At 58.7% G+C, this 16,619-nt stretch carries 14 protein-coding genes; 6 read left to right on the top strand and 8 right to left on the bottom strand.

Annotated features, from left to right (window positions below; genetic code table 11):
* Positions 1-210 precede the first annotated feature (210 nt).
* From HMPREF3130_RS05225 to HMPREF3130_RS05195, 7 genes are all read right to left on the bottom strand, one after another.
* Positions 211-675: a metal-sulfur cluster assembly factor gene (locus HMPREF3130_RS05225; protein WP_016422755.1), complete on the bottom strand. Its 465-nt coding sequence runs from the start codon at positions 673-675 to the stop codon at positions 211-213.
* Positions 668-1,183, bottom strand: a complete 516-nt coding sequence (gene sufU, locus HMPREF3130_RS05220) for a Fe-S cluster assembly sulfur transfer protein SufU (RefSeq protein ID WP_016422754.1) — start codon at positions 1,181-1,183, stop codon at positions 668-670. Before sufU ends, HMPREF3130_RS05225 begins: the two co-directional genes overlap by 8 nt.
* A 20-nt stretch (positions 1,184-1,203) precedes the next feature.
* Positions 1,204-2,457, bottom strand: a complete 1,254-nt coding sequence (locus HMPREF3130_RS05215) for a cysteine desulfurase (RefSeq protein WP_070429460.1) — start codon at positions 2,455-2,457, stop codon at positions 1,204-1,206.
* Positions 2,450-3,211, bottom strand: a complete 762-nt coding sequence (gene sufC / locus HMPREF3130_RS05210) for a Fe-S cluster assembly ATPase SufC (RefSeq protein WP_049190726.1) — start codon at positions 3,209-3,211, stop codon at positions 2,450-2,452. Before sufC ends, HMPREF3130_RS05215 begins: the two co-directional genes overlap by 8 nt.
* 92 nt (positions 3,212-3,303) lie before the next feature.
* Positions 3,304-4,494 (bottom strand): Fe-S cluster assembly protein SufD, encoded by a 1,191-nt coding sequence (sufD, locus tag HMPREF3130_RS05205; RefSeq protein ID WP_016422751.1) that lies wholly within the window; start codon positions 4,492-4,494, stop codon positions 3,304-3,306.
* A 5-nt stretch (positions 4,495-4,499) separates the two neighbouring features.
* A complete protein-coding gene (gene sufB / locus HMPREF3130_RS05200) occupies positions 4,500-5,966 on the bottom strand; it encodes a Fe-S cluster assembly protein SufB (RefSeq protein ID WP_070429459.1) in 1,467 nt (488 codons plus the stop codon).
* On the bottom strand, positions 5,963-6,661 hold the full coding sequence (locus HMPREF3130_RS05195) for a helix-turn-helix transcriptional regulator (protein WP_048734176.1): 699 nt from the start codon (positions 6,659-6,661) through the stop codon (positions 5,963-5,965). The genes sufB and HMPREF3130_RS05195 overlap by 4 nt, the downstream gene beginning before the upstream one ends.
* A gap of 212 nt (positions 6,662-6,873) precedes the next feature.
* Here HMPREF3130_RS05195 and mptB point away from each other — a divergent pair, with 212 nt between their 5' ends.
* From mptB to HMPREF3130_RS05175, 4 genes are all read left to right on the top strand, one after another.
* Positions 6,874-8,586, top strand: coding sequence for a polyprenol phosphomannose-dependent alpha 1,6 mannosyltransferase MptB (gene mptB, locus HMPREF3130_RS05190; protein WP_246815113.1), 1,713 nt, complete (start codon positions 6,874-6,876; stop codon positions 8,584-8,586).
* 25 nt (positions 8,587-8,611) lie between these two features.
* Positions 8,612-9,580 (top strand): ABC transporter ATP-binding protein, encoded by a 969-nt coding sequence (locus HMPREF3130_RS05185; RefSeq protein ID WP_048734184.1) that lies wholly within the window; start codon positions 8,612-8,614, stop codon positions 9,578-9,580.
* Positions 9,580-10,383 (top strand): ABC transporter permease, encoded by an 804-nt coding sequence (locus tag HMPREF3130_RS05180; protein WP_070429457.1) that lies wholly within the window; start codon positions 9,580-9,582, stop codon positions 10,381-10,383. The genes HMPREF3130_RS05185 and HMPREF3130_RS05180 overlap by 1 nt, the downstream gene beginning before the upstream one ends.
* 93 nt (positions 10,384-10,476) lie before the next feature.
* A complete protein-coding gene (locus HMPREF3130_RS05175) occupies positions 10,477-11,490 on the top strand; it encodes a COX15/CtaA family protein (protein WP_016422745.1) in 1,014 nt (337 codons plus the stop codon).
* Between the two features lie 382 nt (positions 11,491-11,872).
* On the opposite strand, the gene HMPREF3130_RS05170 is transcribed toward HMPREF3130_RS05175, so the two are convergent.
* A complete protein-coding gene (locus tag HMPREF3130_RS05170; protein WP_172954651.1) occupies positions 11,873-12,787 on the bottom strand; it encodes a heme o synthase in 915 nt (304 codons plus the stop codon).
* A gap of 289 nt (positions 12,788-13,076) precedes the next feature.
* Here HMPREF3130_RS05170 and tkt point away from each other — a divergent pair, with 289 nt between their 5' ends.
* Positions 13,077-15,176, top strand: a complete 2,100-nt coding sequence (tkt, locus tag HMPREF3130_RS05165; RefSeq protein WP_049170630.1) for a transketolase — start codon at positions 13,077-13,079, stop codon at positions 15,174-15,176.
* A gap of 170 nt (positions 15,177-15,346) precedes the next feature.
* Positions 15,347-16,462 carry a transaldolase gene (tal, locus tag HMPREF3130_RS05160; RefSeq protein ID WP_070429456.1) on the top strand — a complete coding sequence of 372 codons (1,116 nt, stop codon included), beginning with the start codon at positions 15,347-15,349 and terminating at the stop codon, positions 16,460-16,462.
* Positions 16,463-16,619: the final 157 nt, after the last annotated feature.

The following is a 16,619-nucleotide window of genomic DNA, read 5'->3' as shown; positions in this document are numbered from 1 at the left end:
GATGCATTCACCGCCTGAACCTACCGGCCATTTTTTGAGCCATTTTTGACATAAATGCAGTCAGTAACTCGCATCGCCCTACCGATCCCGGCCATAAACGCAGTCAGCAACTCATAAACAAACGAAAAAGTGCCTAGCTGAACGAGCCAGGAGCTCGTCGCCAAGCACTTTTAACGTAGCGGTTCTCTAATCACCGCTGTCACTGATCATCTAGACCGAGAAGCCGAGAGCGCGCATCTGCTCGCGGCCGTCCTCAGTGATCATGTGTGGGCCCCATGCCGGAGACCAGACCCAGTTGAGGCGGAAGTCGCGGATACCCTCGACCTTCATAACCTCGGAGGCAGTCTGGTCGGTGAGCATATCGGTCAGCGGGCAGGCCGGGGACGTGAGTGTCATGAAGATAGCGGCAATGTCGCCTTCTTCAATCCAGATGTCATATACCAGGCCCAGGTCCACGACGTTGACTCCGAGTTCCGGATCAACAACCTCGTACATTGCCTCTTCAACCTGGATGGCCAGCTTGTTATCGGCTTCGGTCTGCTCCGGTGCCGGCGGGACGGTGATGGACTCGTACGCATCCCCCTCATCAATGGGAGCACCAGTAGTCATGGTGTCCTCGTCGACAGCATCAGGCTGTGCGGGCGAGGTGGCGTCATTAGCGATTGGTTCAGTCATGGCGATGGCCTTCCTCGTCATTGGTAACGGTTACAGTCGCGGTACCAACGCCGTTGCCTTCAGCAGCGTTGGCCAGGGCCTCAGCGGTTGCGGCCTGGAAAGCTTTCCATCCGAGAAGTGCGCACTTCACGCGGGCGGGGTACTTAGAAACTCCAGCGAAGGCAATCCCATCGCCGATAATGTCCTCATCGCCCTCAATCTTGCCTCGGGAGGTGACCATCTTCTCGAACTCGGCAAGCTTGGCCATGGCCTCGTCGACAGTCTTGCCGACAATCTCCTCAGCCATAACTGAGGTAGAGGCTTGCGAGATAGAACAGCCCACGGCGTCATAGGAGACGTCATTGACGACGGTGAGGTCGTCGTTCAGAGTGACGCGAAGCGTGAGTTCATCGCCACACGACGGGTTGACGTGATGCACTTCCGTATTGAAAGGCTCCCGCAAACCCGCATGCTGCGGATGCTTGTAGTGATCCAGGATAACTTCCTGGTACATCTGCTCGAGCTTCATGTCCTTCTCCTTTCTTAAAGTTACGGGGTGACACCGAAGAACTTCTGTGCATGGCGCACTGCGTCGGCAAGCGCCTGAACGTCCTCTTCCGTGTTGTAGATGTAGAAGGATGCCCGGGCGGTCGACTGGGCGTTGAGGATTTGGTGAATTGGCCACGCGCAATGGTGACCGACGCGGATGCACACGCCCTGGTCGTCTAAAACCTGGCCAAGATCGTGCGGGTGAATGCCCTCGACCTTGAAGGAGACTGCAGAGCCACGCTGTTCTGGAGTAGTCGGACCGATGATGGTCACGCCATCAATTTCCTGCAGCTTCTCCAGTGCGAGCGCGGTCAGGTGGTGCTCATGAGCAGCTACCTTATCCATACCGATGGCATCCAGGTACTTCACCGCAGCCCCCAGGCCGACGACCTGGGAGGTCATCATGGTACCCGCCTCGAAGCGCTGCGGAGGCGCCGCGAAGGTGGTCTTCTCCATGGTGACGACCTCAATCATCGAACCACCAGTGAGGAACGGCGGCAGTGCCTCGAGCAGTTCCCGGCGACCGTAGAGCGCGCCGACCCCGTTGGGGCCGAGCATCTTGTGGCCGGAGAACGCCAGGAAGTCCACATCGAGATCTTTGACGTCGACAGGCATATGCGGCACCGACTGGCAGGCATCGAGGACTACCAGCGCACCGACCTCGCGTGCACGGCGCACCATCTCCTTCACATCGGTGACTGCACCGGTGACGTTTGACTGGTGGGTAAAGGCCACTACCTTGGTCTTCTCGCTGAGCTCCAGCGAGTCCACGTCAATGCGGCCGTCCTCAGTCACGCCATACCAACGAAGTGTCGCACCGGTGCGGCGAGCCAGCTCCTGCCACGGCACCAAGTTCGCGTGATGCTCCAGCTCGGTGACGACAATCTCGTCACCTTCGCCGACCTGGTACTGACCTGCGCGGTCGTCGCCAAGCACGAATGCCACTGTGTTCAACGCTTCGGTGGCGTTCTTGGTGAAGACTAGCTCGTCATAGTCGGCGCCGATGAAGCCAGCGATGGCTTCGCGGGCATCTTCGTAGGCGTCCGTGGCCTCCTCAGCGATCTCGTAAGCGCCGCGGTGCACCGGTGCATTGTGGTGGGTTAGGAACTCCACCTCAGCATCGATGACTTGCTTGGGGCGCTGCGAGGTCGCTCCGGAGTCCAGGTAGACCAGCCGCTTTCCGTCACGGACAGTGCGCGACAGAATCGGAAAGTCCTCGCGGAGTGATGGGGTGAGTAGTTCGGCGTTAGGCATTGATGTACTTCTCGTAGCCGTGCTCTTCCAGCTCGTCTGCAAGCTCCGGGCCACCGGAGGTGATGAAGCGACCATCGTGGAAGACGTGGACGAAGTCCGGCTTCACGTAGTTCAGGATGCGCTGGTAGTGAGTAATGATCAGAATGCCGCCGTCGTTTTCGTCCTGGTAGCGGTTAATGCCGTCAGAGACAACGCGCAGAGCGTCGACGTCCAGGCCGGAGTCGGTCTCGTCCAGGATGGCGAACTTCGGCTTCAGCAGGTCGAGCTGCAGAATCTCGTGACGCTTCTTCTCGCCACCGGAGAAGCCCTCGTTGACGGAGCGCTCGGAGAACGACGAATCGATCTCCAGGTCAGCCATTGCCTCACGGACCTCCTTGACCCAGTGACGCAGCTTCGGTGCCTCGCCACGGACAGCGGTCGCTGCAGAGCGCAGGAAGTTGGACATGGACACGCCGGTGACCTCGACCGGGTACTGCATTGCCAGGAAGAGGCCAGCGCGAGCACGCTCGTCGACGCTCATCTCCAGCACGTTTTCGCCGTCGAGGAGAATCTCGCCCTCGGTGACTTCGTAACGCGGGTGACCTGCGATGGTGTAGCTCAGGGTGGACTTACCAGAGCCGTTCGGCCCCATCACAGCGTGGGTTTCGCCGGATTTAATCGTCAGGTTGACGCCCTTCAAAATCTCCTTGGGCTCGGCGGACTCGTCGGTCGGCAGCACCTGCGCGTGGAGGTTACGGATTTCCAAAGTGCTCATAGTGAAATCTTTTCCTTTAATCGGTGTAAGTGGCCTGTCCCCCGGCACTTCCGGGGTGACAGGACGGAAAGGGTGAGAAAGAAGATAAGCGGTTAGAAGCCAGCGGTGTTGAGCTCTTCGTCAACGAGCTTTTCAAGCTTCTCGCGAACGGACTCGACCGGAATCAGGTTGATGACCTCGCTGAAGAAGCCGCGAACCACCAGACGGCGAGCGGCCAGCTCCGGAATACCACGCGAGAGCAGGTAGAAGAGCTGTTCCTCGTCGAAGCGGCCGACGGTGGCAGCGTGACCAGCACCGGCAATCTCACCGGTTTCAATCTCCAGGTTCGGAACTGCGTCGGCACGCGCGCCTTCGGTGAGCAGCAGGTTGCGGTTGAGCTCGTAGGTGTCGGTGCCAGTAGCTTCTGCACGAATGAGCACGTCTCCCACCCACGCGGTGCGGGCCTCACGATGAGCGACATTCGGCTCGCCCTGCAGCGCGCCCTTGTACATCACGTTGGAGCGGCAGTTCGGCACAGCGTGGTCGACCAGCATGCGGTTTTCAAAGTACTGACCGGCATCGGCGAAGTACACGCCCAGCAGATCGACGTCGCCGCCGGGTGCCGTGAAAGCAACGCGCGGAACGATACGGACAACCTCGCCGCCAAACGTTGCGACAGTGTGGCGCAGCGTAGCATCCCGGCCGACACGAACGTGGTGCGCCGAACCATGAACGGCATCTTCGTTCCAGTTCACCATGGTCACGACGCCCAGCTTGGCGCCGTCGCCGATTACGAACTCGATGTTGTCCGCGAACGTGCCACTGCCTCGGTAGTTAATGACGCAGACGGCCTCGGCATGGGACTGCACGTCAATGACAATGTGGCCGTAGGACACCTTGTCCTCGCCCGGACCATCGATGTCGATGACGACAGGCTCCTTGGACACCGAGTTCTTCGCGAAGGTCACGATGTGCGCATCGTCGAAGTTGGAGTACGCCTGTGCTGCCACGCGGTCCGTTGGGGCGCCGGCGCGACCAAGGCGCTCGTCGTCACGCTTGACGACGTCCACAGCGACGCCATCCTGACCAGCAGTCTCGACCGAAATTGAGGCTGCAACCGGCTCTGCTGCGGTGCCGTTGTGGAGACCGCGGAGCTTACGCAGCGGCGTGAACTTCCACTCTTCATCCTTGCCATGCGGCACGGCGAAGTCCTCCACGTTGAAGGATGAGAAAACGTCGCCCTTGTTCGCCAGCACGCGACGGCTATGAGCAGCCTGGTTTTCGTTGTTAATCGTCGTAGTCATTGGTATTAACCGACCGAACCTTCCATCTGCAGTTCAATGAGGCGGTTGAGCTCGAGGGCGTATTCCATCGGGAGCTCCTTGGCGATGGGCTCGACAAAGCCGCGCACGACCATGGCCATTGCATCTTCTTCTTCGATGCCGCGACTCATCAGGTAGAAAAGCTGATCGTCAGAGACCTTGGAAACCGTTGCCTCGTGGCCGAGGGTGACGTCGTCCTCGCGGACATCCACGTATGGGTACGTGTCCGAACGTGAAATCGTGTCCACCAGGAGTGCGTCACACTCGACGTTGGAGTGCGAGTGCTTGGCACCCTTGTTGACCTGCACCAGACCGCGGTAGGCAGCGCGGCCACCGTTGCGGGCCACGGACTTGGACACGATGTTGGAGCTCGTGTGCGGAGCCATGTGCACCATCTTGGCGCCGGTGTCCTGGAACTGGCCCTCGCCAGCCATAGCCACGGACAGCACCTCGCCCTTGGCATGCGGACCGGTCATCCACACTGCCGGGTACTTCATGGTGACCTTGGAACCGATGTTGCCGTCAATCCACTCCATGGTTGCGCCCTCTTCGCACTTGGTGCGCTTGGTAACCAGGTTGTAGACGTTGTTCGACCAGTTCTGGATCGTGGTGTAGCGGCAGCGGCCACCCTTCTTCACGATGATCTCCACAACAGCCGAGTGCAGCGAGTCGGACTTGTAAATCGGAGCGGTACAGCCCTCGACGTAGTGCACGTAGGCATCTTCGTCGACAATAATGAGCGTGCGCTCGAACTGTCCCATGTTTTCCGTGTTGATACGGAAGTATGCCTGCAGCGGGATGTCCACGTGGACGCCCTTCGGCACGTAAATGAAGGAGCCGCCGGACCAGACTGCGGTGTTAAGAGCGGAGAACTTGTTGTCACCGGACGGAATGACGGTGCCGAAGTACTCCTTAAACAGCTCCGGGTGCTCCTTGAGAGCGGTGTCGGTGTCCAGGAAGATAACGCCCTGGGCCTCCAGATCCTCGCGAATCTGGTGGTAGACAACCTCAGACTCGTACTGAGCGGCGACACCTGCGACCAGGCGCTGCTTCTCAGCCTCCGGAATGCCGAGCTTGTCGTAGGTGTTCTTAATATCCTCCGGCAGGTCTTCCCAGGTCTGGGCCTGCTTCTCGGTGGAGCGAACGAAGTACTTAATGTTGTCGAAGTCGATGCCCGACAGATCCGCGCCCCAGGTGGGCAGCGGCTTGCGGTCGAAGATTTCCAAAGCCTTCAAGCGACGTTCAAGCATCCACTCCGGCTCGTTCTTCTTAGCCGAAATATCGCGAACGACCGCTTCAGACAGGCCACGCTTCGCGGAAGCGCCAGCGGTATCCGGGTCGTGCCAACCGAACTGGTAGGCACCAATGGACTCGATAATCTCTTCGTCAGTCTGCGGAGTGGCAGCCTTCGTGGATTCAGCCACGTCGGGGGAGTTCTCATGGGCGAGGGTCATTCTCCGCTCCTTTCTTGTGGCGATTCAGTAAGTGTCTTTGTTACGGGAGTGAGTGGGATATTCGTAGTGCAGATACCGTTTCCATCAGCGATAGTCGCCAACGGTTGGGTGTGCTGACCTAATAATTTACTAACGGCTTCATGCTCCGCCGCGCAGAGCTCCGGAAACTCGGAGGCTACGTGGCTAATTGGGCAATGGTGCTGGCAAATCTGCACGCCGCCAGTGTTCTGGTTGATAGTTGCCGCGTACCCGGCCCGTCGGAAAGCATCGACGACGGCCTCTACGACCTCTTCCTTCTCTGCGTCCTGCCCCACTGGGGTGACGCCGAGCAGAATGTCATCAATGCGCTGACGGGCAAACTGGGCAACTGCCTGCTCACCACCGGCCTTGCGCAGTGCGGTCAGAGCTGCACTGGCAAGATCGTCGTAAGCGTGCCCGAATCTAGCGCGGCCCCGATCTGTCAGGCGATAGGACTTTGCTGGCCTGCCTCGGCCCCGGGGGCCGGTGCTGGGTGCCGGAGCGGTTTCGGCAAGACCTTCGTCCACCAGAATGTCAATATGACGGCGGACGCCTGCAGCGGATAGTCCCAGGGTGTCTGCGATAAAAGTCGCGGACGCCGGGTTGTGTTCCAGAAGCAATTGGAGAATGCGCTTGCGCGTATCACCATCATTGACTGTCGGCTTCCGATCTGCCATGACTGGTGAGTCACCTCCTGCGATTGGACTGCTGGATAATAATGGGTGTCTAGGTGGCTCAGCGAGGCAAGTATCCCACTTGCGCCGCTGGTGTATTAGACAACATAATTGTGTCGTAATTGGGCCACAATGTCCAACGCATTTAAATATCAATGCAACGTCGCTGATTAGAACGCCCTTTCGGCGTGTCGAATCGTCTACTATGTGACCTTGTGAAAACTAACCGACCTACCTCGCGCCGCTCGTCCACCTTCGACGACGCTCTCGGGGTGCGTGACGCCATTCCGAAAATTGGTCTGGCCGGTTCTAGGTCGGCAACCCTCCACCAGGGCTCAGAACAGCCGCTCCAACACCGCATCAATTACCGCGAACTCCGACGCTTCACCTGGCTGCGTTGGCTGGGTGCTCTCGGGGCGGTCTTTATTATGGTCGCCGGGATTGGCGCAGGCGCGACACCGGTGGTTGGAAATGAGTTTTGGGGTACACCACTTGGGCTAATCCTCGGTCGAATGTTGGTGGCAACGACAATCGTCACCTTCGTGGGCATTGGCATGTTAGTCACAGCCTGGTTGGGTGTCGGCGCTTTCGTTCTGGCCGGTGCGCGGACTCGCGTCACCGCAGTGACTACTCCGATGCTCATACGCACCTACGCGGCATGGGTATTGCCCTTGATGTTTACCGCTCCCCTGTTTACGCAGGATATCTATTCCTATTTGGCGCAGGCTGCAATTGTGGAGCGGGGTATGGATCCCTACCTCGCAGGGCCTGTTGACCTATTGGGAGCCAACGACCCACTTGCCCGATCGGTGCCATTGATTTGGTCGCACTCTCCGAGCCCATACGGTCCCACGGCCCTCGCAGTGGCATGGGGTATCGCCAAGATAACCAGCGACGGGGTGATCGCTTCCGTCTTTCTGCATCGACTTGTCGCCATTGTTTCGCTTCTCGTGGTGTCCTGGGCGCTGGTGCAGCTTGGTCGCCGCTGCGGCGTTAGCTCTCAGTTCACCCTCTGGCTGGGCACGCTCAATCCGCTGGTATTGCTGCACCTGGTGGGCGGTATCCACAATGAGGCCCTGCTGCTGGCCCTCCTGCTCGTTGGTCTCGAACTGTGTCTGCGCGCTATCCACGGCCCTGCGCAATCGATGGTGCCCGATGAGCTGCCAGAACCCGGACCGCTCGGACACGAGAACCAAAGCCGAGGTAGATCGTGGGCGCTGTATGCAGGCGGTATCGTGCTCATCAGCCTCGCCGGAATGGTCAAAGTCACCGGTTTCGTGGCGCTCGGCTTTGCCGGCATGTGGCTGGCCCGAAAGTTTGGCAGCACTTGGAAGGCCGTTGCTCTTTCCGCGGTAGTGACGGGCGCAATAACCGTCGTCACGGCAGTCGTTGTTTCCTTAGGAACTGGTCTGGGCTTTGGTTGGATCACCGCGCAGGGTGGCGCCGCAACGGTGCGCAGTTGGATGTCGTTGACTACCCTGCTCGGGATCATCGCTGGTTTCTTCGGCAGGCTTCTGGGGCTCGGCGATATCAGCGACAGTGCTTTGCTGTTTACCCGCGGCATTGGCGTAGTGCTGGTGGCTGCCTGGCTCCTGCGCATGCTGTTAGCGACGTTCCGTGGGCGCATTCACCCGCTCGGCGGCTACGGCCTCGCGATGTTCGCTCTAGTAATCCTCTTCCCCGTCGTGCACCCCTGGTACCTGCTATGGGCCATCGTGCCCCTGTCCGCTTGGGCCAACCGGGTACAATTTCGCATTGCCGTGGTTCTGTACTCGGCAATTTTCAGTTTTGTAGTACTACCACGCGGCCTGGGGTTGCCTCCGGGCACCGTCGCTCAGATTTACCTACTGGCGTTGGTATTCTTCGTCGCAGTCATGTTCGTCATCTTGGCGTACTCGACGCGATCTAAGGTATTTCGCCTTCATTAAAACTGTGAGATTAGACTGACTAACCGTGAATAACGCTGCCAATTCTCCTGCTCTGCGCCTTGAGAACGTAACGAAGAAATTCGATGACGTTGAGGCTGTATCAGACCTTTCGCTTTCCCTGGATCGAGGTAGGGTTCTTGCGCTCCTCGGCCCCAACGGCGCTGGTAAGACCACAACCGTTGAAATGTGTGAGGGCTTCATCAAGCCGGATGAAGGGCGAATTCGCATTCTCGATCTCGACCCGGTCACTCAAACCACAGCACTGCGCAGCCGCATTGGCATCATGCTCCAGGGCGGAGGTGCCTACCCCGGTGTTCGCGTTGGCGAAATGCTGAACCTCGTTGCCAGTTACTCCGCAAACCCGCTGGACACTGATTGGCTCCTTGAAATCGTTGGCCTAGAACGCCATCGTAAGACGAACTACCGCAGGCTCTCTGGCGGTCAGCAGCAGCGACTGTCGCTCGCATGTGCCCTGGTCGGACGTCCGGAGCTTGTGTTCCTCGACGAGCCGACAGCAGGCCTCGATGCTCAGTCCCGTCTAGCCGTCTGGGATCTCATCTCGTCGCTGCGCCGTGATGGGGTCACTGTGGTCCTGACAACGCACCTCATGGACGAGGCCGAATCGCTTGCCGACGACGTTGCGATTATCGACCGGGGCCATTTAGTTGTGGCCGGTACCACCGAGGAGATCACTAGCGCAGGCGCATCGGCTCTCCAGGGAACGTCGTCAAGCACTGCTATGAAGATCAGCGTTCGAGGCAGCCTTGACTTCGAAGAGGTCAACCGCAACTTCAGCGAGTCCGGTCTTCCACAGCGTCTGCAGCGTTCTGGCGGTGGAGAGTTTTCCCTGATTGGTGAGGCTTCACCGCGCGCCTTGACTGTCTTGGCGCAGAGTTGCGAGCAGCAAGAGGTGTTGATCACCTCGTTGAATAGGGCGACGCAATCGCTTGAAGATGTCTTCTTGCAGATCACTGGAACGGAGATGAGGAGCTAATGACTACCGCACCGAGGGCCGATGCTTCCCGCTTTGCAAAGGGCACTTTCGCCCCAGCGCCACAGCGTTCGGACATGGCGAAGTTGGTCATGTCGCAGGCGTGGTTGGAAACGAAGCTCTTCTGGCGACATGGTGAGCAAATGCTCCTCACCATCATTATCCCGTTGGCGATGCTCATCGGCCTGGTGATGGTGCCGGTGTTGGAGCTCGATGATCCGCTCGAGCGTATCTTCCCCATGGTGCTGGCGATTTCCGTCATGTCTGCAGGGTTTACCGGACAGGCAATTGCCGTGGGCTTTGACCGCCGTTACGGAGCCCTGAAGCGCATCGGCGCCTCAGGCGTGCCACCCTGGGGCATTATCGCAGGCAAGATTGTGTCGGTCTGCACCACCGTCACGTTGCAGTACGTACTGTTTAGTCTCGTGGGGCTCGCCCTTGGCGCAGAGCTGTCGATTGGCGGCTGGCTGCTGGCTTATGTGGGGATGCTTCTGGGAACGTTCGTCTTTACCTCATTGGGCTTGCTCATGGGAGGTACGTTGGGAGCCGAGCTAATCCTAGGTCTGGCCAACTTGATCTGGTTCATCCTCATTGGTGCTACTACGTATGTGGCCGTTGCGCCATCGTTAGATGACATCAGCTCTGTACTGCTACACCTCTTGCCGTCCGTCGCGCTTACCGACGTGATCTCCGCGGCATTGGCCATGTCCGTCCATTGGTCAGCTGTCGGGGTGCTACTCGTGTGGGGCGTCCTTGGCGCTGCATTCGCGGCCCGCTGGTTCCGTTTTGATATGCCGAATGACTAGGAATCTGTCGGGGAATCTGCATAGAAAAGCGCAGCCCAACGCAGGGGTTTCGCTTATTACCATTTTCCGCCAGCATGGGTAGAATTTCTTAATGTGAATACTGCAGATCGAAGTTTGCCCCTATCGTTTTTGCCGCTGACACCAATCGGGCGCCAGAAGCTCTATGCCCTGCTGGTTTTGATTGCACAGGCGGCAATTGCGGTAACCGGTTCTATCGTCCGTGTTACTGGTTCAGGTCTCGGTTGTGCTTCGTGGCCTGAATGTCACCCAGGCAGCTTCGTTCCTGTCGCGGGGGAAGCAGAAATGCTCCATCAGATTATTGAGTTTGGCAACCGGCTGCTCACCTTTGTGCTGGTTGCTCTGACACTTCTGCTCTTCCTTTCGGTTATGCGTGTCGGTCGCCGTCAGGAAATCAAGTTGCTGGCCTTCCTCAACGGTCTCGGCGTTATCGTCCAGGCTGTTATCGGCGGTATCTCCGTTTGGGTTGACCTGAAGTGGTACGCCGTAGCGCTGCACTTCCTGCCTTCGATGATTCTGGTCTGGCTCGCTGGCATGCTTTTCGTCAAGATTTCTGAGCCTGATGACGGCACTGCTACCCGCATGTACCCGCGCTATCTGCGCTATCTGGCTGCCGCCTCCGGCCTGGCCCTGACGATGACGCTGATTACCGGAACTATGGTCACCGGTGCGGGACCACACGCTGGAGATGCTTCGGTGCTCCCGGAGGATCGCCTCCAGCTACCGATTGTTGACCTGGCACATATCCACGCTGGTTTTATGTACCTCTACCTTGGCCTGGTTATCGGCCTCATTTTCGGTCTGCTGGCCTCGGAAGCCTTTGCACCTGTGCGTAAGGTTGCCATCGCACTCGTTGTGTTCATTTTGGCTCAGGGCGTAGTTGGAATGATTCAGTACTGGTCCGGTGTACCGGAGGCATTGGTGCCGGTTCACGTTGCCGGATCTGGTATCTGCACCGCTTTGACTGCAGTACTTTTCCAGCACGGTTACCGCACTGTCGGTGGGAGCGCAGAAGTCACTGGCTCGCTTGAAGGCGATGCGGCTGCCGCCACTGTTGCTTCGGAGAAGAACGTCGAGGTTACCGCGTAGCTAGCTGCCGGTCAGCGGCTGTGTTAACGACTGTGGTTACCGGCCGTTGATTCCTGCTCGAACCGCCTAAACACGCGCTTTGGTTGTGCGTGTTTAGGCGGTTCTGCTGTCTGCTCGGCTCCGTGTGCTCGGATGTGCGTTTCCCAGTGGCTAGCGGGCTGCGCGGGCGGTGCGGGCTGCGCGGGCGGTGCAAGGGGGCGGTCTGCCCACTTATCGATCCGAGTTACTGACTATGTTTATGACAGAAATCGCGCGAAAAATGGCCTGAAAGTGTCATAAACTCGCACAGTTTCACATTTGCAGCCCGTGCCCATCTCCACACACAAAAAGAGACCCTTCCCGCAACCGGAAAGGGCCTCTTCAAAGGAGCTCAGCAACTGCCCTAGAACATGCTCGAAATTGTCTGCAATCCGAGTACGGCATCGAGAGAAAGCGCCACACAGACGATAGACAAGTAGTTGTTCGACATGAAGAACAGCTTCATCGGCTTGATCTTGCCACCGGTCTTAACGTGGCGGTGCAGGTCAATGGCGCCCCACAGGAACCAGGCACCAGCGCCAACGGCGCCAATCAGATAAATCCAACCCGCGTACGGAACCAACAGCAGAGTGGTAATCACGGTCGCGGCGGTGTAGTAAATAATGCGCTTGGAAACGACGATTGCCGGCTTGACCACTGGCATCATCGGCACGCCAGCGGCCTTGTAGTCCTCCTTGTAGCGCAGGCCCAATGCCCAGGTGTGCGGCGGAGTCCAGAAGAAGATAAGCAGGAACAGGATGAATGCCTGCCACCAGTGAGCGAGCCCCGTAATCTCCGGGTTGTTGTCAGTGATTACGGCCCAGCCGACCATCACCGGCATACAACCCGCAGCGCCACCCCAAATTACGTTCTGATCAGTACGGCGCTTCAGCCACAACGTGTAGACGAAGATGTAGAAGGCAATCGTAATCAGAATGAAAACGGCGGCCAGCAGCGAGTTACACAGCAACCACAGCCATAGGAACGACGCAATCATCAAGACAGTGCCGAAAATCGCTGCCGCTCGACGGCTAACCTGGTTGCGCGCGAGCGGGCGACGGCGAGTACGGCGCATCTTCTGGTCAATGTCGTAATCCATGACCATGTTGAAGGTGTGCGCAGCTGCGGCACCCAACCAACCACCGAACAAGGTGAGAAGAATCAGTCCAACGTGAACATGACCGCGATCAGCCTGAAGCATTGCGGGAATGGCCGCGACGAGCAGGAGCTCGATAATTCTTGGCTTAGTCAGTGCAATATACGCCTTGACTGTTTCCAACAAAGCAATGTCCCTTTCACGCGCCATAAACAAACCCCCCGTTTACAGATAGTCGGATGTAACGGTCGGAAAGTTCCCGACGAGTTTTTCCGCAAAATTAAATGAGGGGCAGGCAATCAGTTTACCGGTAATCATAACGGTTCCAATAATGACCGTCGTAAAGCATGTGCGGCGCGCCCTCTGAGACTTATCTCTCAGCTATTCGGCCCGGTTTGAACCCGGAGCGCGCAATCCTAGTTAGTATGGAAGAGAATTTTACTAATCCATTTGGATACTAGGAGTCATTCACGTGACACTGTCGACTGAGCATGAAGCACGGGTTGTGCGCAACTACCCCTCGGACTGGTCTGACTTGGATACGAAGGCCGTAGATACGGCCCGTGTGCTGGCTGCAGACGCCGTTGAAAAGGCAGGTTCGGGGCACCCCGGCACTGCGATGAGCCTCGCACCGCTGGCTTACTCTCTTTACCAGCGCGTTATGCGCCATGACCCGAAGGATACGAAGTGGATTGGCCGTGACCGTTTCATTCTCTCCTGTGGTCACACCTCTCTGACGCAGTACGTCCAGCTCTACCTCGGCGGTTTTGGCCTGGAGCTCGATGACCTGAAGGCGCTGCGTACGTGGGATGCACTCACCCCGGGTCACCCGGAGTACGGCCACACTGACGGCGTGGAAATCACCACTGGCCCGCTGGGTCAGGGGCTGGCGTCGGCTGTCGGTTTTGCCATGGCTTCGCGACGGGAACGTGGGCTGTTCGACCCGGAAGCTGCTCCGGGTGAGTCTCCGTTCGACCACTACGTGTACGTCATCGCTTCTGATGGTGACGTTCAGGAGGGTGTCACTGCCGAGGCCGGCTCGCTGGCCGGCACTCAGCAGCTGGGCAACCTGATTGTCTTCTGGGATGACAACGGCATCTCCATCGAGGACGACACCACCATTGCCTTCACCGAGAATGTCGCGGATCGCTACCGTGCTTACGGCTGGCAGGTCATTGAGGTCGACGGCGGCGAGGACGTCGCAGCACTCGAGGCTGCTGTCGAGGAGGCCAAGAAGGATACGGAGCGTCCGACCTTCATTCGCGTTCGCACTGTGATCGCTTACCCGGCTCCGACGAAGATGAACACCGGCGCTTCGCACGGTGCTGCTCTTGGTGGCGAGGAGATTGTCGGCATCAAGGAAGCTCTCGGCTTCGATACCGACAAGAGCTTTAACGTCGCTGACGAGGTCATTGAGCACACCCGCAAGCTGGTTGAGCGTGGTGCTGAGGCTCACGCACAGTGGCAGGTCAAGTTCGACGAGTGGGCTGCGGCTAACCCGGAGCGCAAGGCTCTGCTGGACCGTCTGACCGCTGGCGAGCTGCCGGAGGGCTTCGACGCTGAGCTGCCGACCTGGGAGCCGGACGAGAAGGGCGTTGCTACCCGCAAGGCCTCTGAGGCCGCGCTGCAGGCACTGGGCAAGACCCTGCCGGAGCTGTGGGGTGGCTCGGCTGACCTGGCTGGCTCCAACAACACCGTCCTGAAGGGTGAGCCGTCCTTCGGCCCGAAGTCCATCACCACCGGTACCTGGACCACCGACCCGTACGGCCGCAATCTGCACTTCGGTATCCGTGAGCACGCCATGGGCTCGATCCTCAACGGCATTCTGCTCCACGGTGGCACCCGTCCGTACGGCGGCACCTTCCTTATCTTCTCGGACTACATGCGTCCGGCTGTCCGCCTAGCATCGCTGATGGGCATCTCCCCTATTTACGTCTGGACTCACGACTCCATTGGTCTGGGCGAAGACGGTCCGACGCACCAGCCTGTTGAACAGCTGGCTTCGCTGCGCGCTATCCCGGGTGTGTCCACTGTCCGCCCGGCTGACGCTAACGAGACCGCTCAGGCTTGGGCCGCTGTTCTTCAGGGCGAGGCAGGCCCGAAGGCTCTGGCCCTGACCCGCCAGAACGTTCCGGTCTTGGAAGGTACCAAGGAGAAGGCCGCTGAGGGCGTCCGTCGTGGTGCGTACGTGCTTGTCGACGGTGCCAAGGAGACCCCGGACGTCATCCTGATGGCTACCGGTTCGGAAGTTCACCTCGCTGTCGAAGCTGCTGACAAGCTGGCTGAGGAAGGCGTCAGCGCCCGCGTTGTCTCCGTTCCGTGTCTTGACTGGTTCGAGCAGCAGGACGATGCCTACCGCGAGCAGGTTCTGCCGAAGTCCGTCCGCGCTCGTGTCTCGGTTGAGGCCGGTATTGCAATGCCGTGGTACCGCCACCTGGGTGATGCTGGTCGCGCTGTCTCCCTGGAGCACTTCGGTGCATCGGCTCCGTACAAGGAGCTGTTCGAGAAGTTCGGCATCACAGCAGAGGCTGTTGTCGATGCCGCCAAGGAGTCCATCGAGGCTGCTAAGTAAGTTTGTTAAAACCTGGCGCTATCGGCCGTTGTCGGGACGGGATTTGTGAAAACCGTACCGCGCTCCGGTAGCGCCAGTATTGTTTGTGACGCACAGTAGTTTAAGGACATACAACTTTTAGCGAAGTCTTTAGGCAACGAAGCGGTATTGACAGAAAGGCGTTAAACACTATGGGAAACACCACGATGGAAGCGCTCGCCAAGGTAGGGACTTCGGCGTGGCTCGACGATCTTTCGCGCCAGCGCCTCACCTCGGGCGATTTGAAAAATCTTATTGAAGAGCTTCGGGTTGTCGGTGTCACTACTAACCCGGCAATCTTCTCTTCGGCGATGACCGCCGGTGAGGATTACGACTCTCAGCTGGCGCAGCTCACTGCAGAGGGTGCGAACCCGGCAGATGCTGTGTTCGCGATGGCAATCGACGACGTCCGCGATGCCTGTGACCTTTTCGCTGGTGTATCCGAAGAAACCGACGGTGTCGATGGCCGTGTTTCCATCGAGGTCGATCCTCGCTACGCCGACAACTACGAGGCCACGATTGCGCAGGCCCGTAAGCTCTGGGAGCGCGTCGGCAAGCAGAACGCGATGATTAAGATTCCGGCGACCGATGCTTCCCTGCCGGCTGTCACCCAGGCTCTGTCCGAGGGAATCTCGGTAAACGTCACCCTGATTTTCTCGGTGGAGCGTTACCTGCAGGTCATTGATGCGTTCATCGAGGGCATTGAGCGTGCGAAGGACAACGGCGTGGACCTGGCTTCGGTTCACTCTGTTGCGTCGCTGTTTGTTTCCCGCGTTGACACCGAAATCGATGCTCGCCTGGACAAGATCGGCTCCGTGGAGGCCCTGGCTCTGCGCGGCAAGGCTGGTCTGGCCAATGCCCGTGCAGCTTACGCCAAGTTCGAGGAGACTTTCTCGGCGCAGAATATTCGCTGGGCACAGCTGGAAAACGCCGGTGCTAAGCCGCAGCGCCTGCTGTGGGCTTCGACCGGTGTGAAGAACCCGGCTTACCCGGACACCCTCTACGTCACTGAGCTGGCTGCACCGCAGACTGTGAATACCATGCCGGAGAAGACGCTGCGTGCTACTGCGGGCTTCGAGGGCGAGGTTCGCGACGCCGTCAGCGGCCAGGGGGAAGCAGCCAATGCCGTTATGACTCAGCTCAGCGAGATTGGCATCGACCTCGATGACGTCTTCGCTGTCCTGGAGCGCGAGGGCGTGGAGAAGTTCGTGGACTCCTGGCAGTCCTTGCTCGAGTCGATTGCACAGCGCATGGAGCAGCTGAAGTAAGCCTGCTGATTATCTAGGTGCCTGTTGGTAGTGGCTGCGTTTCTGGCTGGCGCCAGCAGGTCGCCTGTCGATCCGAGTTACTGACTGCGTTTATGTCAAAAACGGCCCGAAAAATAGCCTGAAGGTGTCATAAACTTGCACAGTTTCACATTTGCAG

The sequence above is a fragment of the Corynebacterium sp. HMSC14B06 genome, assembly GCF_001807075.1.
Classification (GTDB): domain Bacteria; phylum Actinomycetota; class Actinomycetes; order Mycobacteriales; family Mycobacteriaceae; genus Corynebacterium; species Corynebacterium jeikeium_D.
This window is presented reverse-complemented; position numbering and strand designations above follow the sequence as displayed.